The sequence below is a fragment of the Pseudomonas sp. ABC1 genome (genome assembly GCF_013395055.1).
Classification (GTDB): domain Bacteria; phylum Pseudomonadota; class Gammaproteobacteria; order Pseudomonadales; family Pseudomonadaceae; genus Stutzerimonas.
Map to the genome: position 1 here is coordinate 1,438,877 of NZ_CP058349.1, position 19,950 is coordinate 1,458,826.

17 protein-coding genes are annotated in these 19,950 nt (G+C 62.2%); 7 read left to right on the forward strand and 10 right to left on the reverse strand.

Annotated features, from left to right (window positions below; translation table 11 throughout):
- Nucleotides 1-50 precede the first annotated feature (50 nt).
- A complete protein-coding gene (orn, locus tag HW090_RS06365; protein ID WP_179112718.1) occupies nt 51-593 on the forward strand; it encodes an oligoribonuclease in 543 nt (180 codons plus the stop codon).
- 74 nt (nt 594-667) lie between these two features.
- On the opposite strand, the gene motB is transcribed toward orn, so the two are convergent.
- Together motB and motA are read right to left on the reverse strand one after the other, a co-directional pair.
- Nucleotides 668-1,633 carry a flagellar motor protein MotB gene (gene motB, locus HW090_RS06370; protein ID WP_179112719.1) on the reverse strand — a complete coding sequence of 322 codons (966 nt, stop codon included), beginning with the start codon at nt 1,631-1,633 and terminating at the stop codon, nt 668-670.
- Nucleotides 1,634-1,677: 44 nt separating this feature from the next.
- On the reverse strand, nt 1,678-2,529 hold the full coding sequence (motA, locus tag HW090_RS06375) for a flagellar motor stator protein MotA (RefSeq protein ID WP_179112720.1): 852 nt from the start codon (nt 2,527-2,529) through the stop codon (nt 1,678-1,680).
- Nucleotides 2,530-2,692: 163 nt separating this feature from the next.
- Between motA and HW090_RS06380 the strand changes: the two genes are divergently transcribed.
- The 3 genes from HW090_RS06380 (at nt 2,693) to asd (ending at nt 5,985) form a co-directional block, all read left to right on the forward strand.
- Nucleotides 2,693-4,201, forward strand: a complete 1,509-nt coding sequence (locus HW090_RS06380) for an HDOD domain-containing protein (RefSeq protein WP_179112721.1) — start codon at nt 2,693-2,695, stop codon at nt 4,199-4,201.
- A gap of 84 nt (nt 4,202-4,285) precedes the next feature.
- Entirely contained in the window at nt 4,286-5,101 is an 816-nt protein-coding gene (locus HW090_RS06385) for a rhodanese-like domain-containing protein (RefSeq protein ID WP_218673563.1), read from the forward strand.
- A gap of 11 nt (nt 5,102-5,112) precedes the next feature.
- Nucleotides 5,113-5,985 carry an archaetidylserine decarboxylase gene (asd, locus tag HW090_RS06390; protein WP_179112723.1) on the forward strand — a complete coding sequence of 291 codons (873 nt, stop codon included), beginning with the start codon at nt 5,113-5,115 and terminating at the stop codon, nt 5,983-5,985.
- Nucleotides 5,986-6,054: 69 nt separating this feature from the next.
- Here asd and coq7 read toward each other — a convergent pair whose 3' ends face one another.
- The 7 genes from coq7 to HW090_RS06425 all read right to left on the reverse strand — a co-directional run bounded on the left by coq7 (nt 6,055) and on the right by HW090_RS06425 (nt 14,171).
- A complete protein-coding gene (coq7, locus tag HW090_RS06395; protein WP_179112724.1) occupies nt 6,055-6,702 on the reverse strand; it encodes a 2-polyprenyl-3-methyl-6-methoxy-1,4-benzoquinone monooxygenase in 648 nt (215 codons plus the stop codon).
- Between the two features lie 93 nt (nt 6,703-6,795).
- Nucleotides 6,796-8,076 carry a 4-aminobutyrate--2-oxoglutarate transaminase gene (gabT, locus tag HW090_RS06400; protein ID WP_179112725.1) on the reverse strand — a complete coding sequence of 427 codons (1,281 nt, stop codon included), beginning with the start codon at nt 8,074-8,076 and terminating at the stop codon, nt 6,796-6,798.
- Between the two features lie 252 nt (nt 8,077-8,328).
- The gene (gene gabD, locus HW090_RS06405; protein ID WP_256930790.1) at nt 8,329-9,789 is read right to left on the reverse strand and encodes an NADP-dependent succinate-semialdehyde dehydrogenase; all 1,461 of its coding nucleotides are present in this window, start codon (nt 9,787-9,789) and stop codon (nt 8,329-8,331) included.
- Between the two features lie 66 nt (nt 9,790-9,855).
- A complete protein-coding gene (locus HW090_RS06410) occupies nt 9,856-10,680 on the reverse strand; it encodes an ABC transporter permease (protein WP_179112727.1) in 825 nt (274 codons plus the stop codon).
- Nucleotides 10,681-10,691: 11 nt separating this feature from the next.
- A complete protein-coding gene (locus HW090_RS06415) occupies nt 10,692-11,939 on the reverse strand; it encodes an ABC transporter permease (RefSeq protein ID WP_179112728.1) in 1,248 nt (415 codons plus the stop codon).
- Nucleotides 11,940-11,993: 54 nt separating this feature from the next.
- On the reverse strand, nt 11,994-13,034 hold the full coding sequence (locus tag HW090_RS06420; protein ID WP_373416368.1) for an ABC transporter substrate-binding protein: 1,041 nt from the start codon (nt 13,032-13,034) through the stop codon (nt 11,994-11,996).
- A 24-nt stretch (nt 13,035-13,058) separates the two neighbouring features.
- Nucleotides 13,059-14,171 (reverse strand): ABC transporter ATP-binding protein, encoded by a 1,113-nt coding sequence (locus HW090_RS06425; RefSeq protein ID WP_179112729.1) that lies wholly within the window; start codon nt 14,169-14,171, stop codon nt 13,059-13,061.
- A gap of 218 nt (nt 14,172-14,389) precedes the next feature.
- Between HW090_RS06425 and HW090_RS06430 the strand changes: the two genes are divergently transcribed.
- The 3 genes from HW090_RS06430 to HW090_RS06440 all read left to right on the forward strand — a co-directional run bounded on the left by HW090_RS06430 (nt 14,390) and on the right by HW090_RS06440 (nt 18,430).
- Nucleotides 14,390-14,908, forward strand: coding sequence for a sigma-70 family RNA polymerase sigma factor (locus HW090_RS06430; protein WP_179112730.1), 519 nt, complete (start codon nt 14,390-14,392; stop codon nt 14,906-14,908).
- Nucleotides 14,909-15,871, forward strand: a complete 963-nt coding sequence (locus HW090_RS06435) for a FecR domain-containing protein (RefSeq protein ID WP_256930757.1) — start codon at nt 14,909-14,911, stop codon at nt 15,869-15,871.
- Between the two features lie 144 nt (nt 15,872-16,015).
- Nucleotides 16,016-18,430 carry a TonB-dependent siderophore receptor gene (locus HW090_RS06440; protein WP_179112731.1) on the forward strand — a complete coding sequence of 805 codons (2,415 nt, stop codon included), beginning with the start codon at nt 16,016-16,018 and terminating at the stop codon, nt 18,428-18,430.
- A 93-nt stretch (nt 18,431-18,523) separates the two neighbouring features.
- On the opposite strand, the gene HW090_RS06445 is transcribed toward HW090_RS06440, so the two are convergent.
- Nucleotides 18,524-19,870, reverse strand: coding sequence for a Fic family protein (locus HW090_RS06445; RefSeq protein ID WP_179112732.1), 1,347 nt, complete (start codon nt 19,868-19,870; stop codon nt 18,524-18,526).
- Between the last annotated feature and the right edge of the window lie 80 nt (nt 19,871-19,950).

Genomic DNA, 19,950 nt, shown 5'->3' on the forward strand with positions numbered 1-19,950 from the left:
ACCCACAGGCGAGCACGCTAGAATAGCGCCCCGACTTGAGGAGCCTCGCCATGCAGAACGCCCAGAACCTGATCTGGATAGACCTGGAAATGACCGGTCTTGACCCGGACACCGATGTCATCATCGAAATGGCGACCATCGTCACCGACAGCGACCTGAACGTGCTGGCCGAAGGCCCGGTGATCGCGATACACCAGAGTGACGAAACCCTCGCCGGCATGGACGAATGGAACACCAACCAGCACGGCAAGTCAGGACTGACCCAGCGTGTACGCGAGAGCACGATCGACACCCTCGAAGCACAGGCGCGGACCCTGGCGTTTCTGGAGCAATGGGTGCCCAAGGGCAAGTCGCCGATCTGCGGCAACAGCATCTGCCAGGATCGTCGCTTCCTGTACCGCCATATGCCGGCGCTGGAAAGTTACTTCCACTACCGCAACCTGGACGTTTCGACCCTGAAGGAGCTGGCAGCGCGCTGGGCGCCCGAGGTTCGTGACAGCTTCAAGAAAGGCGGCACTCACCTGGCGCTGGATGACATACGCGAGTCGATCGCCGAACTGCGGCACTACCGCGAACACTTCATCAAGTACTGACGTCAGCGACACGGCCCCATGGCTGCACGGTCCTGGGGCTTCGAAGGACAACCCTTCGAGAGCAGCCCCACGACTCACTGCATCTTGAGCACGCCTTCCTCGAAGACGTTGAGCTTCTCGCGCACCTCTTCTCTGGGCAGGTCTTCGGCGGATTTCTCATCCGTCGTGGCGGAAGAGGCATCGCTGGCCGACTGCTCACCTTCGATGGCTCGCTGGGCCTTGCGGGTCAGGACGAGGATATCGATGCGGCGGTTGACCGGGTTGTAGGGGTTCTCCGCATCCAGCAGCACCGACGAGGCATACCCGACGACCCGCGCCACCTGTGCCTCGGGATAGCCCGCGGTGACCAGCGTACGCCGCGCCGCATTGGCGCGGCTGGCGGAAAGCTCCCAGTTACCGAAGTTGGACGCACCGGAATACGGCTTCGCATCGGTATGGCCACTGATGCTGATCTTGTTCGGTACGGCCTTGATGGTGTCGGCCATGGCCAACAGCAGATCCTCGAAGTACGGCTGCAACTGGGCACTGCCGAGGGCGAACATCGGGCGATTCTCCGCATCCATGATCTGAATACGCAGGCCGTCGCGGGTTATCTCGAACTGGATCTGGTCGCGGGAATGCTCCAGCGTCGGGTTTTCGTCGACCTTGTCCTGCAATTCCTGCAGAAGCAGTTGCAAGCGCTCCTGCTCGATCTCTTCGGCCAGCGCCTCGGCATCCACGGCATCGGCGCCGGCCTGGCTGGTCGCGGTGCCCGAACTGTCCATGGTCGGATTCAGCGTCTTGTCGGGGGCCGGTGTCGGCGTGCCGCCCAGGTCGATTACGTAGGGGCTCGCGCTCTCAGTAAAACCGATGGGGTCCTGGAAGTAGCCTGCAATCGCCTTGCGCTGCTCGGGCGTCGTGGACGAAAGCAGCCACAGCACCAGGAAGAACGCCATCATCGCAATGGCGAAGTCGGCGAAGGCGATTTTCCAGGCGCCGCCGTGGTGGCCAGCGGCGTAGCGCTTGACCCGTTTGACGATGATGGGTTGATTATTGTCCATACTCAGGCCTGGAATTCAGTCGGTACGCGTCAGGGCGACGGCCACTAGCCGCCACGCATCGCCTGTTCGAGTTCGGAGAACGTCGGCCGGTGTGCCGGATACAGCACCTTGCGCCCGAACTCCACGGCCAGCGTCGGCGGCATGCCGGAGGCCGACGCCACCAGGCTGGCCTTGATCGCTTCGTACAGGTTCAGCTCTTCCTTGGCATCGTGCTCCAGGCTCGCGGCCAGAGGACCGAAGAAACCATAAGCGGCCAGAATCCCGAGGAAGGTACCGACCAGAGCGGCCGCAACGTGCTGGCCGATGGCATTCTGATCGCCGGAGCCCAGCATCGACATGGTGATCACGATCCCCAGCACCGCCGCCACGATACCGAACCCCGGCAGGCCATCGGCGACACGGGTCACCGCGTGGCTCGGATGTTCCAGTTCTTCCTTGAGGCTGGCCAGCTCCATGTCGAACAACCCTTCCAGCTCATGGGGCGCCATATTGCCGGACGACATGATGCGCAGGTAGTCGCAGACGAACTCGGTCATGCGCGCGTCCTTGAGGATCACCGGGTACTTGCTGAACACGGGGCTGGCGGCAGGGTCTTCGAGGTCGGCCTCGATGGCCATCATCCCTTCGCGGCGGCTCTTGTTGAGGATTTCGTAGATCAGCTTGAGCACGTCGAGGTAGTAGGCATGCGTGAAGCGCGAGCCGAACATGCTCAGCGACTTCTTGAACACCTTCATGAAGGCGCTGCCGGGGTTGGACTGCAGAAACGCACCCATGGCCGCGCCGCCAATGATCAGAACCTCGAAAGGCTGGATCAGGGCGGCGATGTGCCCATGGGACAGGAGGTAACCGCCCAGAACCGACGCGAAGACGATGATAATGCCGAGGATTTTTGCCATAGTGAGGACGTTCTGAAAGCGGATGAGCGAATCCTGCACAAACGAGGCCAGACCGCGTCATGAAGGGTTCGGCCATGGTCGAATGAACAAGGGCTTATGGTTTTCGGCTGATTTACGCCAGACTGAAGCTCATTTTGCCTAAAAGTCAGTGTGGCGAATACCCATGACGACACAGACACAACGCCCCCGCACCATCAGCGCCTGGATACAGGTCCTCGACGCCGTCAGGATGCCCGCCTTCGCGACCAATCATGAGCGGGCGCGCCAGGCCCTGCGCCAGGGCAACAATTCGATGCGCGAAATCGCCGACAGGATACAGGCGAGCCCTGTACTGGCGCTGTCCGTGATGCGTGAGGCCAACCGCACCAGCGGCGAGCGCGTGGCGCCGGCCGAAAGCCTGGAAATCGCCCTGAGCCGCATCGGCCTCAAGCGCACCGAGGAATTGTTGCTGAATATTCCTGCGGTCCAGCCGACCGACATTCCACTGCCGCTGCGGCAGATCATCGTCATCAGCCAACACGCCAGCCAGCAGGCGAGTGGCCTGTTCGCCTCGCGCCTGGCGCGGCTCTGGCAGGAAATCCACTGGGGCAGCCTGCTTCTGCTGTCGCCGATGTGGCCGCTGGTCGCCGCCTACCCGGACATTTTCCAGGCCTGGGAAGAGCGTGTCCTGGCCAACGGCGAAGATGCGACCACGGTGGAGCAGGAACTGCTCGGTGTACCGCTGTTCAGGCTGTGCCTGGCAATGGCCGAGCACTGGAACCTGCCCGAGTGGATCATCCAGGGCCACCGTCTGCTCAGTGGAGACCGGCAAATGCTGGTCAAGGCGTTGCACATCGCCCGGGAAAACGAACACCCGCTCGAACAGCAAAAATTGCTGGATGACGACCCCGAACTGCGCCGCTGGCTGACTCACCCGGGCAATACCATCGTCATGGCCAATGGCCTGGCCTTCGCGGCCCACCATAGCTGGGGCAGCCAGCACACCCTGCGCTGGCAGCGCCTGATCGCGCTCTACCTGCAGCTGCCATTGCCGGAATTGCAGCAACTGGTGCACCAGCAGGCGGTAATCAACGCCCGCAACCATCCCCTGCCCGGCCCCTGGCAACCTGCACAAGGGCTGCTATGGCCCTGGCACAGCCGCTTCCAGTTGCCGCGCAAGGCGCAAGCACAGAAGACCCCGCCGGGCGATATCGAATCCTGGCGCAAGCATTGCGCCGAGTTGCTGCAAAGCCCGACGCCCTATGCCAACCGCCACCAATTGGCCCAGGCCGCAAGCCAGGCGTTACTCGCAGGTGGTTTGCAACGTGTGCTGGTCATGCAACCGGAATCCCACGAGAGCCGCCTGACGACACTGGTCGCCAGTGGTTTTCCCAAGGAAACGGCACAGTTTTCCCTCAGCGGAAACCAGAGTCCTATCCTGCGCAAACTGCTGGAAAAACCGTTGAAACTGCGCCTGGACGCCAACAATGCAGCGCAGTACTCCGCATTGTTGCCCGGCAAGCTCAAGGCTCTGTTCAACAGCGACCACCTGCTGCTGCGCTCCTTCGGCAGCCCGGTGTCCCTACTGGTCTGTACCGATCAGAACGGATTGCCATTCAGCGACTCACGGTTGCAACTCTGTGAGAAGACGCTGCAGTGCATAGAGCGGGCACTGGCAAATTTTTCCAGGTAAAACAGCGACATGCTTCGACACGGTTTGCGAAGGAGCCGCAACAGCACCTAGACTGCGTTCTTTCTCCTGCGAATGAGGTCCACCGTGTCCGCCTTCCGCGATCTACCCCTGGTCATCGAGCCTGCAGACCTGTCTGCGCGGCTGCAAAGTCCCGAACTGGTACTGGTCGACTTGACCAGCGTAGCCCGCTACACCGAAGGCCACCTGCCCGGCGCACACTTCGTCGACCCCAAGCAGACCCAGTGGGGCCAACCGCCAGCGCCGGGATTGTTGCCGACGAAGGAGCGTCTTGAAACCCTCTTCGCCGAACTGGGCCACTCGCCGGACAAGGTCTACGTGGTGTATGACGATGAAGGTGGCGGCTGGGCCGGGCGCTTCATCTGGCTGCTCGACAGCATCGGACACTCGCGCTACCACTACCTGAATGGCGGCCTGCACGCCTGGGTCGCCGAAGGCCTGCCACTGAGCCAGGAACCCCCGGCCAACGCAGCAAGCCCAGTGACACTGACCTTGCAGGAAGCCCCCACGGCGACCCGCGCCTATATCGAAAGCCGCCTGGGCGCCCCCGACCTGCTGGTCTGGGATGCTCGCTCGCCTGCCGAATACCGGGGCGAGAAAGTGGTGGCCGCACGCGGCGGGCATATTCCCGGCGCGGTCAATTTCGAGTGGACTGCCGGCATGGACCCGCAGCGCGCCCTGCGCATACGCACGGATATCGCCGAACATCTGGAAAGCCTGGGCATCACGCCTGACAAGGAAATCATCACCCACTGCCAGACCCACCACCGGTCCGGCTTCACCTATCTGCTGGCCAAGGCCCTGGGCTACCCCAGGGTAAAAGCTTATGCCGGCTCCTGGGGCGAATGGGGCAACCTGCCCGACACGCCGATACAGTCATGAAAAGGTCCTCAATGAAAGATCGCCTGTTCGTCCTGAGTCAGTACCTGCTGCCTCATCACCTGATCTCGCGCCTGGCCGGCTGCCTGGCCGAATGCCGGCTGCCCTGGGTCAAGAACAGCTTCATTCGCTGGTTCATCCAGCGCTTCCAGGTCGACATGAGCCTGGCCCGGGTCGAGGAGCCGACCGAGTACGAACACTTCAACGCCTTCTTCACCCGTGCCCTGAAGGACGGCGCCCGTCCCCTGGACCCGACGCCAGGCGCCATCCTCCAGCCAGCCGACGGTGCCGTCAGCCAACTGGGGAAAATCGAGCAAGGCCGGGTATTCCAGGCCAAGGGCCACAGCTACAGCGTGATCGAACTGCTCGGCGGCGATGCCGAACGGGCCGCACCGTTCATGGGGGGCGACTTCGCCACCATCTACCTGTCGCCTCGCGACTACCACCGCGTGCACATGCCGCTGAGCGGCACCCTGCGCGAGATGGTCTATGTGCCGGGCCGCATCTTCTCGGTCAATGGCGTGACGGCACAGGGCGTACCTGAGTTGTTCGCCCGTAACGAGCGCGTTGTCTGCCTGTTCGACACCGAACGCGGCCCGATGGCGATGGTACTGGTCGGCGCCATGATCGTCGCCAGCATCGAAACCGTCTGGGCCGGCCTGGTCACGCCGCCACGCCGCACCCTCAAGGTCCAGCGCTACGACGAAGCCGCCCGGGCACCGGTTCATCTGGAAAAAGGTGAAGAAATGGGCCGCTTCAAGCTGGGTTCGACGGTCATCCTGCTGTTCGGCCCTGAGCAGGTCGCCTGGGCCGAAGGGCTGGCCGCGCAGAGCCCGGTACAGATGGGCCAGTTGCTGGGCAACCCCGCGACAGAGCCGCAAGCCTGAGCAAAGTGAAAAGCGCCTGTCCTCCAGGCGCTTCCCTGCCCCGCATGACGTGTAACTGACCGCTGACGGCTAGATCCGATAGGTGGTCTTGGTCATGACCTTGGCCATCAGGCCCATGGCGAACTTGACCGGCGTCGGGAAGCGATAGCCTCCAGCCTTGATCGCCGTGTTCGCGTGCTGCGCCTCGTCCTCGCGCATCTGCAACAGAATCGCCCGGGACTTCTCGTCGTCGGCAGGAAGCTTTTGCAGGTGTTCGTCCAGGTGCTTGCACACCTGATCCTCTGTCGCGGCAACGAAGCCCAGGCTGACACGGTCGCTGATCAACCCCGCCGTCGCCCCGATACCGAAGGACAGCCCATAGAACAGCGGGTTGAGCACACTGGTGTGACTGCCCAACTGATGGATGCGCTGCTCGCACCAGGCCAGGTGGTCGATCTCTTCCTCGGCGGCGTGCTCCATCGCCTTGCGCACCTTGGGCAGACGCGCAGTCAGGGCTTGCCCCTGGTACAGCGCCTGGGCGCAGACCTCGCCGGTATGGTTGATACGCATCAGCCCGGCGACATGCCGGCTCTGACTCTCACTCAACTCGACCTCCTCCTTGGCCAGCGCTGGCGAAGGACGATGGGGCTGGCCACTGAACGGCAAGAGCGAGCGCAAGGCCGCGTCGGTCTGCATCAACAGATGGTCGACGGGTGAGTAATGGCGGTCATTGGACATGGACGCCTCCTGCTGGCGAATGGGAGGCCGGTCTGGCGCCGGCAAGGGCGCCAGTGTAGCAAAGAGCTGGAAGCCGAAGCTTCCAGCCGACCTTTACGCCAGTTCGTCGAAGCACTCGGCCAGGATGGCCAGGCCCTTCTCCAGCTGCGCGTCAGGGATGGTCACCGGCATCAGGAAGCGAATCACGTTGTAGTAGGTGCCGCAGGACAACAGGATCAGTCCCTTCTCGCGGGCACGCACCACCAGCTTGCCGACCAGCTCCGCCGCCGGCTTGTGCACATCGCCACCTTCGAACAGTTCGATGGCGACCATCGAGCCCAGTCCGCGCACATCGCCGATTACCGGATGCCGCGCCTGGATTTCCCGCAGCCCGACCTTGAGCTTCTCGCCCAGGGCATTGGAACGCTCCAGCAGTTTCTCTTCCTCGAACACCTTGAGCACCGCCAGCGCCGCCGCGCAGGCGATCGGGCTGCCCGCATAGGTGCCGCCCAGACCACCGGGTGCGATGGCGTCCATCAGTTCGGCTTTGCCACTGACGCCGGAGATCGGGAAACCACCACCCACCGACTTGGCGAAGGTGGTCAGGTCCGGCACCACGCCCAGTTGCTCGGTGGCGAAGAAGGTGCCGGTGCGCCCGGCGCCGGTCTGCACTTCGTCAGCGACCAGCAGGATACCGTGCTCGTCGCACAGCGCGCGCAGGCGCTTCATGAAGGCCGGCGAATTGACGTAGAAACCGCCCTCGCCCTGTACCGGCTCGATGATGATCGCGGCGATATCACGCGGCTGCGCGTCGTTCTTGAAGATGCGCTCGATGCTGGCGATGGAATCGTCCTCGCTGACGCCATGCAGCTCGCACGGCGCCAGGGCGCGGAAGATGCCACCCGGCATCAGGCCCATGCCTGCCGAATACGGCGCGACCTTGCCGGTCAGGCCCAGGGTCATCATGGTGCGGCCGTGGTAGGCGCCGGTGAAGGCGATCACGCCGGCACGGCCGGTGACGGCACGGGCGATCTTCACCGCGTTCTCCACCGCCTCCGAGCCGGAAGTGACCAGCAGGGTCTTCTTGGCGAAGTCGCCGGGGATGCGCTTGTTTATCTCTTCGCACAGCTCGATATAGGGCTCGTAGGCCAGCACCTGAAAGCAGGTGTGCGACAGCTTGGTCAGTTGCTCCTGCACCGCGGCCACCACTTTCGGGTGCAGGTGCCCGGTGTTGAGTACGGCGATACCGCCCGCGAAATCGATGTACTCGCGCCCTTCCACGTCCCAGACCGTGGCGTTCTCGGCGCGCTCGGCGACCACCGGATGGGTTTGTCCGACACCGCGCGGTACGGCGGCGGCACGGCGTTGCAACAGGGATGCGTTGGTCTTGCTCATAGAGTCCTCATTGGCCGCTCATCGTGCGGCTCCGTCCAAGGATGCAGCCTCCGGTAGCGGGCGACGCAGCATACGATGATCGACTGCGTGGCCTTGCCGGGGCTTTTTCAGGCCCGTTCATGGGCCGGTTCAGGGGTGCAGCGGGGGCGCCGCGCGCTCTTTCGCGCCTTGCCCCGTTCAATCAATCGCTCCCGGTAGGGGGCGCCATGCGCACCGAACCGTCATGCTCATCACCGGTGCGCACGGCGCACCCTACGCGATGCCCAGGCACAGGTACTTGATTTCCAGGTACTCATCCAGCCCGTATCTTGAACCTTCGCGACCCAGGCCGGAAGATTTCATGCCGCCGAACGGCGCCACTTCGTTGGAGATCAGCCCGGTATTGATACCGACCATGCCGTACTCCAGCGCCTCGGCGACACGGAACACCCGGGACAGGTCACGGGAGTAGAAATAGGCCGCCAGACCGAACTCGGTATCGTTGGCCTGGCGAACCACGTCCTGCTCGTCGCTGAAGCGGAACAGCGGCGCCAGCGGGCCGAAGGTTTCTTCCCGGGCCACGCGCATGTCGGCAGTGACACCGGTGATCACCGTCGGCTCGAAGAAATTACCGCCCAAGGCATGCGCTGCTCCGCCCTGGATGACCCGGGCGCCCTTGCCCAGCGCATCGTCCAGGTGCTCACGCACCTTCTCCAGCGCCCGCCCGTCAATCAGAGGTCCGGTGGTCACGCCGTCCTCGACACCCGGCCCGACCCGCAGCTTCGCCACTGCGGCGGCAAGCTTCTCGGCAAAGGCGTCATAGACACGCTCGTGCACATACAGGCGGTTGGCACAGACACAGGTCTGCCCGGCATTGCGGAACTTGGACACCATCGCCCCCTCGACCGCCGCGTCCAGGTCGGCATCCTCGAAGACGATAAAGGGCGCATTGCCACCCAGTTCCAACGACAGCTTCTTCAGGGTCGGCGCGCATTGCTCCATCAGACGGATGCCGACGCCGGTCGAGCCGGTGAACGACAGCTTGCGCACGATGGGGTTTTCGCAGAGTTCGCCACCCACCTCGCGGGAGCGCTCCACGTCGGCGGTGATGACACTGAACAACCCGGCCGGAATGCCCGCACGCTCGGCCAGCTCAGCCAGCGCCAGTGCGGAGAACGGCGTCTGCGGTGCCGGCTTGAGCACCATGGCGCAACCGGCGGCCAGTGCCGGACCAGCTTTGCGGGTGATCATCGCGGCAGGGAAGTTCCACGGCGTGATGGCGGCAGCCACACCAATGGGCTCCTTCTGCACGATCAGCCGCTTGTCCGCCTGGTGACCGGGGATGGTGTCGCCATAGACACGTTTGGCTTCCTCGGCGAACCACTCGATGAAGGACGCGGCATAGGCGATCTCACCCCGGGCCTCGGCCAGCGGTTTACCTTGCTCGGCGGTCATGATGCGCGCCAGGTCATCCTGGCTGGCCAGGATCAGCTCATACCAGAGACGCAGACGTGCCGCGCGCTCTTTCGCGGTCAGCGCGCGCCAGGCCGGCTGGGCGGCCTTGGCTGCCTCGATGGCGCGCCGGGTTTCGGCACGGCCCATATTGGGCACCTGGCCAATCGGACGGCCATCGGCCGGGTTGCGGATTTCCGTACGCTCACCGCCATCGGCATCGCACCAGAGGCCGTTCACATAGGCCTGCTGGCGCAGCAGGCCGGGGTCTTGCAGGGTCAGAGTCATCGGGGTTTCCTTGAAATCAGCATAGTGGCGGTTTATCAGTCTCGGTGCGCATGGCGCACCCTACGCCTGTTGGGTGCGCAGGCGTTCGCTGCGACCGCGCAACCACTCCAGGGTGAGCAGCAGCAGGACGGAGAAGCCGATCAGCAGGGTCGCCGCCGCCGCGATGGTCGGGCTGAGGTTCTCGCGGATACCGCTGAACATCTGCCGAGGCAGGGTGACCTGCTCCGGGCCGGCGAGGAACAGCGTCGCCACCACCTCGTCGAAGGACGTGGCGAAGGCGAACAGCGCCCCCGACACCACGCCCGGCGCGATCAGCGGCAGCGTCACCCGGCGGAACGCAGTGAACGGCGAGGCACCGAGGCTGGCGGCAGCGCGCACCAGGTTGTGGTTGAAACCCTGCAGCGTGGCCGACACGGTGATGACGACGAAGGGCACGCCCAGTACCGCGTGCACCAGGATCAGCGAGATATAGCTGTTGCCCATGCCCAGCGGCGCGAAGAACAGGTAGCTGGCGACGCCGACGATCACCACCGGCACCACCATCGGCGAGATCAGGATGCTCATCAGCAGCGCTTTGCCGCGGAACTCGCCACGGGTCAGGCCGATCGCTGCCAGGGTGCCCAGCACCATCGCCAGCAGGGTCGCGGCCGGGGCCACGATCAGGCTGTTCTTCAACGCACGCATCCAGCTCGCCGAACTGAAGAAATCCTCGTACCAGCGCAGCGAGAAGGACTCGATGGGGTAGACCAGAAAAGTCCCCGAGGTGAACGACAGCGGCACGATGACCAGCACCGGCAGGATCAGGAACAGCAGCACCAGGCCGCAGATGATGCGCAGCCCGTAATACCAGAGTCGCTCGGGCAGGGACATATAGGGATTCAGCATGTTCGTGCTCCTCAACCCAGGCGCAGGCGGTTCGCGCCCACCAGCCAGCTATAGATGACATACAGCACCAGGGTGGCCAGCAGCAGCATACCGCCGAGCGCCGTCGCCATGCCCCAGTTGATCGATGTGTTGGTGTAGAAGGCCACGAAGTAGCTGACCATCTGGTCGCCCGGGCTGCCCAGCAGCGCCGGCGTGATGTAGTAGCCGATGGACAGGATGAACACCAGCAGGCAACCGGCACTGACCCCGGCCAGGGTCTGCGGGAAGTACACCCGCCAGAAGCTGGCGAACGGGTGGCAGCCGAGGGAGATCGCGGCACGCATGTAGGTCGGCGAGATGTTCTTCATCACGCTGTAGATCGGCAGGATCATGAACGGCAGCATGATGTGCACCATCGAGATATAGACCCCGGTACGGTTGAACACCAGTTGCAGTGGCTCGTCGATGATGCCCAGCGCCTGCAACGCACCGTTGATCAGGCCGCCCGACTGCAGCAGCACGATCCAGGCCGCCACACGTACCAGGATCGAGGTCCAGAACGGCAGCAGCACCAGGATCATCAGCAGGTTGCTCTGGCGGGTCGGCAGGGTCGCCAGCAGGTAAGCCAACGGATAGGCCAGCACCAGGCAGATGGCGGTGATCGCCAGGCCCATCCAGAAGGTGCGGGCGAAGATGTCGAGGTAAATGGCCTGGTCCGGCGTGGCCTTGCTCAGCTCGCCCAACTCGTCGATGCGATGGTCGAGGGCCGCCAGCAGGTAGTACGGCGTGACGGCGCTGGTATTGCGGCGGATCACCTGCCAGTACGCCGGGTCGCCCCAGCGCTCGTCCATGGACTCCAGGGCGTCCTTGTAGGATGCGGGGGTTTCCTTGAACGGCAGCGCACGGGCGGTCTTGGCCATCAGGCTGCGGTAGCCGGCCAGTTCCATGTTCATGCGCTTGGACAGGTCGCCCAGGGTCTGCTGGCGCCGGGCCTCGGCCAGGTCCTCGGCCAGCGCCTGGTAGACCGGCTCGGCGGGCAGGCCCTTGCCATTCCAGTTCTCGATGGCGACCACGGTGCGCGGCATCGAGCCGACCACCTCGGGGTTATCCACACTGCGCTCCAGCAGCGCCAGCATCGGCACCAGGAAGACCAGCAGCACGAAGGCCAGCAACGGCAGGATCAGCAACTGCGATTTCAGTCGGTTGACACGCTCGGCACGCGCCAGGCGTTTTTTCAGTGAAGGGCTGGCACCCTCTGCCAGGGGCATGGCTGCGTCCATAGCGAACTCCGGAAAAAATGGAAGCGCCCCCATCCTTGCGGCGGGGGCTCGAACTCAGTTGCGTGCGGCCCAGGCGTTGAAACGCTGTTCCAGTTGCTCGCCGTAGTCGGCCCAGAACACCACGTCCATGGCCACCTGGTTGGCGATGTTCTGCGGCGCGGTGGGCATCTGCTCCAGTAGCTTCGGCTCAAGCAGCGCCAGCGCCTTCTTGTTGGCCGGGCCGTAGGCGATGTTCTGCGAGTAGGTCTTCTGCTGCTCGGGTTGCACGCTGAACTGAATGAACGCCTTGGCCGCGTCCTGGTCCTTGGCGCCACGCGGAATGGCCCAGGCATCGAAGTCGTAGATGCCGCCGTTCCAGACGATCTGCAGGTTGCTCTCCTGCTGCACGGCGGCGATCCGGCCGTTGTAGGCGGAGCTCATCACCACGTCGCCCGAGGCGAGGAACTGCGGCGGCTGCGCGCCGGCTTCCCACCACTGGATCTGCGACTTGATCTGGTCCAGCTTGGCGAACGCACGATCCTGGCCTGCACGGCTGGACAGCACCTCATAGACATCCTTGGGCGCCACGCCATCGGCCATCAGCGCGAATTCCAGGGTGTACTTGGCGCCCTTGCGCAAGCCGCGCTTGCCAGGGAATTTCTGCACGTCCCAGAAATCCGCCCAACTGGTCGGGGCGCTCTTCAGTTTGTCGGCGTTGTAGGCCAGCACCGTCGACCAGACGAAGAAGCCCACGCCACAAGGGGAAATGGCACCTTCGACGAAATCCTCGCGGGCACCGGCCAATTCCTCGTCGAGCTCTTCGAACAGCCCTTCGTCGCAGCCGCGTGCCAGTTCCGGTGACTCCAGCTCCACCAGGTTCCAGGACACGCTGTTGGTGTCGACCATGGCCTTGACCCGCGCCATCTCACCATTGAACTCACCAGCGATGATCCGACCGTTGCCGGCCTTTTCCCAGGGTTGATAGAAGGCCTTGACCTGCGCGGCCTTGTTGGCGCCGCCGAAGGACACCACGGTCAGATCGGCAGCCAGTGCCGGTGCGGCGCAGGCCAGGGTCAGGGCCAACGCGCCCATCCTGTACGTGTTCTTGGTCATCATCGTCTGCTCCAGTTGGCTTGAATATCAGAGGCTGTTCAATTGGGGATCGAGCGCACGGACATGCTCGACATGCCAGCCCAGCGGAATGACATCGCCCACCGCCAGGCTCGGGTCGAGCTCGGCGATCGGCTGTTTGACGAAGAAGTCCTTGGCGCCGCAGACCTCCAGGCGCACCCGGACGTGATCTCCGAGGTAGATGAACTCTTCCACGCGGCCGGAGAAACGGTTGCCGCAGGTTTCGCTGGCGCCGTTCAGGCGGATACGCTCGGGGCGTACCGACAGGGTCACCGGGTCGCCCGGATTGCCCACCTTGACCGCCAGAGCCTCGACCTTCTCGCCACGTGCCAGGCTGACCACGCAGCGCTCGCCGTCGCGGCTGAGCAGTCGGCCATCGAGGCGGTTGTTTTCGCCGATGAAGTTGGCGACGAAAGTATTGCGCGGGAATTCGTACAGCTCACGCGGCGGGGCGATCTGCTGGATCTCGCCCTGGTGGAACACCGCCACGCGGTCGGACATGGTCAGCGCCTCGCCCTGGTCGTGGGTGACGTAGACCACGGTCACGCCGAGGCGCTCGTGGATGTGCTTGATCTCCATCTGCATGTGTTCGCGCAGTTGCTTGTCCAGCGCGCCCAGCGGCTCGTCCATCAGCACCAGTTGTGGCTCGAACACCAGCGCTCGCGCCAAGGCCACCCGCTGCTGCTGGCCACCGGAAAGCTGGCCGGGGTAGCGCGAGGCGAAGGACTCCAGTTGCACCATCGACAGCGCGCGCTTGACCCGCTCGCTGCTGTCGGTGCGGTTGATACCGCGCACCGACAACGGGAAGGCCAGGTTCTCCGCCACCGTCATGTGCGGGAACAGTGCGTAGTTCTGGAACACCATGCCGATGTCGCGCTTGTGCGGCGGCACGTTGTTCAGCGCCCGTCCGCCCAGTTCGATCACCCCGGAGGTCGGCGTCTCGAAGCCGGCCAGCATCATCAGGCTGGTGGTCTTGCCCGAACCGGACGGCCCGAGCAGGGTCAGGAATTCGCCCTTGCGGATGTCCAGGTTGAGGTCCTTGACGATCAGCGACTCGCCGTCATAGGTCTTCTGCACACCGCGAAAGCTGACCAGCACCTCGCTATCGTGAATCTCGGCCATGGCCACACCCTTTCGTCTATCTGTCTGGATGGCAACAGACTAAACAGGACGACAGAACGAAAAAATCGGACGGCAGGAGAGATTGTTATAAGGCGGCGGGAAAGATGCCTGTAGGGCGGGGACTACAGACCAAAGTCGTGGCAGGCGTTGTCAGTGCACAGGCGCCCCGATAGAGTAATAAGAGTTCTCATCCGCATATCACCTCCCCGAGCGCCACGATGTCCTCCTACCCCGAGCAGGTACAGTCCTACTACCAGGCCCACCACGGCTGGGTACGCCAATGGCTGCAGCGTCGCCTCGGCAATGCCGACGACAGCGCCGACCTGGCCCATGACGTCTTCCTGCGCCTGCTGGCCAAGCCACGCGCCTTCGAGAGCGACGAGCACCTGCGGGCCTACCTGAGCACCCTGTCGCGCAACGTCTGCATCGACTTCTGGCGGCGGCGCGAAGTGGAGCAGGCCTGGCACGCGGTCATGCTCGAACGCCCTCAGGAACATGCGCCTTCAGAGGAACGACGGGCGCTGGTCATGGAAGCCCTGCAACAGGTTCACCGCATGCTGGCGGCGCTGCCGGAGAAGGTCGCCGAAGCCTTCCTGCTGTCGCAGTTCGAAGGCCTTGGCTACCGCGCCATCGGCGAACGCCTGGGCGTTTCCGAACGCACCGTGACCAAGTACATGGCCCAGGCCATGTACCGCTGCATGCTGCTGGAAATGGAGCTGGACGAGGCCCTGGCCTGAATGCCCGCCGCCGCCCACGAACACGCGATCCTGCAACAGGCCGCCCGCTGGTATGCCCGACTCAACGGCGAAGCTGACGATGCCGATACCCGCCAGGCATGGCAGACCTGGCTGGCGGAAGATGACCGCCACCGCAGCGCCTGGGCCTACGTCGAGCGCGTCAGCCAACGCTTCCAGGCGCTACAGCCCGGCAGCGACCTGCATGCACAGACCCTGCGCCAGGCCGGGCAGCAACTGCGCTCCCGGCGCCAGCACCTGCGCACCCTGGCCTTGCTGCTGGGTGCCCCGGTGCTGGGCTGGCTGAGCTGGCGCCACACCGCGCTGCCGGAGCGGCTGTCGGTCTGGCGCGCCGACCATCGCAACGCCAGCCGCGTGCTGGCCTTGCGCCTGGGCGATGGTTCCCAAGCCTGGTTGAACAGCGACAGCGCCCTGAACGAAACCTTCACCACCGACCTTCGCCACCTGGCCTTGCTACGCGGTGAAGTGCTGATCGACACGGCCCGCGATCCACGCCCCTTTATCGTCGAGACCGAGCAGGGCCGCCTGCGGGCGCTGGGCACCCGCTTCAGCGTGCGTCTGCGGGACGGCGCGACCCAGCTCTCGGTGTTCCAGGGCGCGGTGGAAATTCGCCCCCATGACGGCGGCGTTCATGTCGTGCAGGCCGGGGAGCAGAGCCTCTTCGACCGGCGGTCCATCCTCGACAGTGGGCCGGCCCAGGCCCTGCGCGAGGGCTGGAGCCACGGCCTGCTGCAAGCCAGCGATACGCGCCTGGAGGAGTTGATCGCCGAACTGGCCCCGCACATACGCGGGCACCTTGGCGTCGCGCCGGAAATCGCCGACCTGCGGGTGATGGGCACCTATCCGCTGCACGACCCGCAACAGACCCTGGACATGCTTGCCAGCGCCCTGCCGATCCGCATCGCCCGTCCCCTGCCCTGGTGGACCACGCTGGAGGCACGCTGACGCGGCGGCAAGTCATGGGCGCTCAGCCCTGGGTAGCCGCCTTCCATTCAAAAAATTCTCATTCCCGCTTCCGGTTTTCCCCACTCGAACGAGTTAGTTGGAGAAGAACGCGTTCTGCCCACTCCGACAACACAGGAAAACCCAATGGCAAGGCACCTCTCCCAACCCTCCCTGCGCCCGCTCGCGCTGGCCATTCCACTGCTGATTGGCACCGCCCTGGCGGTACAGGCCCCCGTCAGCCTGGCGGCCGAGCAGCAGCACTACGACCTGCCCGCCGGCCCACTGGCCGAACGCCTCAACCAGTTCGCCAGCCAGGCGGGGATCTACCTCGCGGGCGATGCCGGGCTGACCCGGGATCGGCAAAGCCAGGCCCTGCAAGGCAACCATTCGGTGGAGCAGGCGCTGGGCATCTTGTTACGCGGGACTGGACTGAACGCCATCCGCGTCGCATCAGGCCGTTATGAACTGAGCGCCCAGAATGCCCTGGAGCTGGACGCCACCAATATCGTCGACACCTCGGCCAAGGATTCGGCCATCACCGAAGGCACCGGCTCCTACACCACCGGCGTCACCAGCACAGCCACCAAGATGAACCTGTCCATCCGCGAAACCCCGCAATCCATCAGCGTCGTCACTCGCCAGCGCATAGATGACCAAGACTTGACCAGCATTACCAAGGTGTTGGAGCAGACTCCTGGCGTCACCATCGCCCGCAACTCTTCGGAGCGTTTCAATATCTACTCGCGCGGCAGTGAAATTACCAAGTATCAATTCGATGGGCTCACTACCCATGTGGAGAGTCAGACACAAAACTTAAGTCAACAGCTCGTCGATATGTCGATCTACGATAGGATCGAAGTCGTGCGTGGTGCCACCGGCCTAATGACCGGTGCAGGTAATGTCAGTGGCATGGTCAATATGGTGCGCAAGAAACCCACCGCGAAATTCCAGGCCAACCTAGCCGGCAGCGTCGGTCGTTGGGATGACTATCGCGGCTCGGTGGATATTTCAGGCCCACTGATCGATAGCGGTAAACTACGCGCCCGTTTTGTTGGCGCCAAACAGGAGAATGACAGCTTTATCGATTATTACAGCCAAAAGCGAGATGTTTATTACGGTGTGATGGAAGCGGATATCACCGATACCACCGAGGTGCGATTTGGCATTGACCACAATAAATACGAGGTCAATGGCGGAGCCGATTCACCGTTATTCTATACTGACGGACAACAAACCAACCTGTCCCGCTCAGCCACGGTCACCTCCAAGCATCAGAACCAAGAGATCGAAACAACTAACTATTTCTTCAATATCGACCAAGCGTTGGCAAATGATTGGAAACTGGTCATAGCCGGCGGCCATATGGATGTTGACAGAGAACTCTCAAACTCTGTCAACATGAACCAGGGTGGGACCACCGGTATAAATAGGGAAACAGGTAATTTCCTTGCAATTAGGACAGCAAAAATAATCAACCCACTAAGCCAGAAGTCTGCCGCGATCAATCTGCAAGGTCCTTTCTCGCTATTCGGCAGAGAACACCAAGCAATTATTGGCTATGAATTCAACCGCTACAAATCTCACTGGACAAGTTACGGATACGGCAGCACGACCGTTAACCTAACTAGCATACATACAGCTGATCAACTACCAGAAAACCCCTACTCCATCCAAGACTTCTACATCATCCAACGAGGATATTATGGTGCTCTCCGCCTGAATCCTATCGACAAACTTTATGTCATATTGGGCGCACGCTCATCCAATTATAAATACAACACCGCCTTCATAATGCCAATTTATAATTATAGCGATAAGAGTGGTTATAGGAAATCTGGCGAAGTCACTCCCTACGCTGGACTGGTGTATGATCTTACACCACAACAGTCGGTATACTTCAGCTACACCGATATATTTAATCCCAATAATGTTACCGATATCAATCGTAAGGTAATCGAGCCGCAGGTGGGTTCCAACTATGAAATCGGCTGGAAGGGCGAATTCTATGATGGCCAACTCAATGCCAATGTGGCGATCTATCAAGTCAAACGTGACAACGCCACCGAGCTTGCAGGCCGTGATGCTTCAAACATCGCCTATTATCGTGCCATCGATGGTGTGAAAACCAACGGCATTGACATCGAGATTACGGGTGAAGTGCTACCGAGCTGGAATGTCAGCGCCAGCTACAGCCACTCAAGGTCGGAAGATGCTAATGACACCCGCAGAACGGCAGAGCACCCGCTGGATACAGTCAAGTTGTGGAGTACTTATAAATTTCCTGGCGATTGGCAAAACCTCACCATCGGTGGCGGTGCTCGCTGGCAGTCAAAAATTGCTACGACACCCACTTACTCTTACTTCTTCTACAAAGCCACACAGGATGATTTTGTAGTGGTCGATGCCATGGCCCGCTACAAATTCAACCAGCATCTTTCCGCCAGCCTCAATGCCAACAACATTTTCGATAAAAAGTACTATTCCGGCATCGGCAATCTGAACATGGGCTTCTACGGAGAACCGCGCAACCTCACGTTAGGGGTCAGATACGACTTCTAATCGCCATTGGTACCAGGTAACGGGATAACTTCCGTTACCTCCTCTTCCTCCACATCACTTCAGATCACGGGCTCGCATGGCGCTAGCTGATCGTTAATTCCCATGACGCGATTTCCAGAGGGTGAACTCGAACGGCCGGACTCCATAACGCGCAAGCACACCTTCGTGCAGTCGACGGAGCTCCTCGACGATCAGTGCCTGCACTTCTGGCTGCTCACCGTCTGAAACATGCCCTGCTACAGCGCGTTGAATACAGGCCAGTGGATCGAACTCCGGATGAGTGACAACCTCGCGAATAGTCGTTTTGATCAAGTCCCGCCAGGTCAGCCGGAGTGGATCTGGTTCGGCAAGGTCTTGCTTGATTGCAAGGTACTCCTGCGTTGAGCGTTCGTAGGCCCAGAGGTACAGATCGCGCAGTAGCTCTATCCGTGTCATTTCATAGACGCCCAGCGTGGCACGGCTATAGGCCTGCTCCGGAACATCCAGGAATGTCAGCGGACATAGGTTGGCGCGAAACAGTGGCAGGTTCGCGGCGAGTCGGGAGGTGCGTTTGTTGATGTCGGCAAAGGGCTGCAGGTAAGGCAGGTGCACCATCATAAAGAAGGACTGCTCGAACGGATCAGTAATCTGATTGGCCTTGTTGAGCAAAAGCCCCAGGGTGTCCTCGATCTGCTGTGGTGTTGATAGAAGACGATAGGTGCTTTTCCCAATATCGACGGCATGCTGCCGAATACGGCCTTCATCTGCGGGGTTTGCAAGCAGGTTCTCGGCCAAGGCGCTGTGCAGGTTCATCACGGTGTAGCGGTTGAACTCGGCACTTTCGATGTTCTCGACCAACAGCTCGATTGCCGTTTTATGGTTCAGGATCATCTGTGTTTCGATAGCGGCCTTGCCATGTTCGATGAACTGTCGCGTATCGAGTCGCGAGTAGGTGTTCCCCTCCAGGTGACTCGATGCCCACGACAAATCAATCAGCAAGCGATTCAGGACTGCACGGCTGTACGTGCCTGCAGGCGCCTCGGCATCTGTGGTCTTACCCATTCTGTGCAGTTGGCGGCGCAGGGATTCTGGCAGGTAGCTCGTTACGTTCGGCCGGTAGGTGTCCAGGAAGTCGCGCTGGTAGCCAACGGGCTTGTGTACTTCAAGTGGCTGGTCGATGTAGGCGAGGATATCCCGGCTGTCTACCGACAGCGGGATAAAGGACGGGAAGCTATCCGTTTCGGCGGCAAGGATGCTGGTTTCTGCCTGGATAACAGCTCCGAAATAACGCCGCGCTCTGCCTTTACCTTGCGCCGGGATTTGACCGTTTTCTATCAGCGCTGCAATCAGCCGCTGTGCTGTTCTCCGAGCAATGTCAGGGTGCCTGGCCAATAGCTCGGTCAGCGTCAGTCCGTTCCCGGACACCTGGATACTGTTGAGTATTTCTGTGGAGGCGGACATAGCTGAAGTGGCGCCGTTTTGATGCTGCCGGCGCAATTCTGGCGCAGTTACAAGCGATCCGCGCCAAGCCTGCCTCTGTC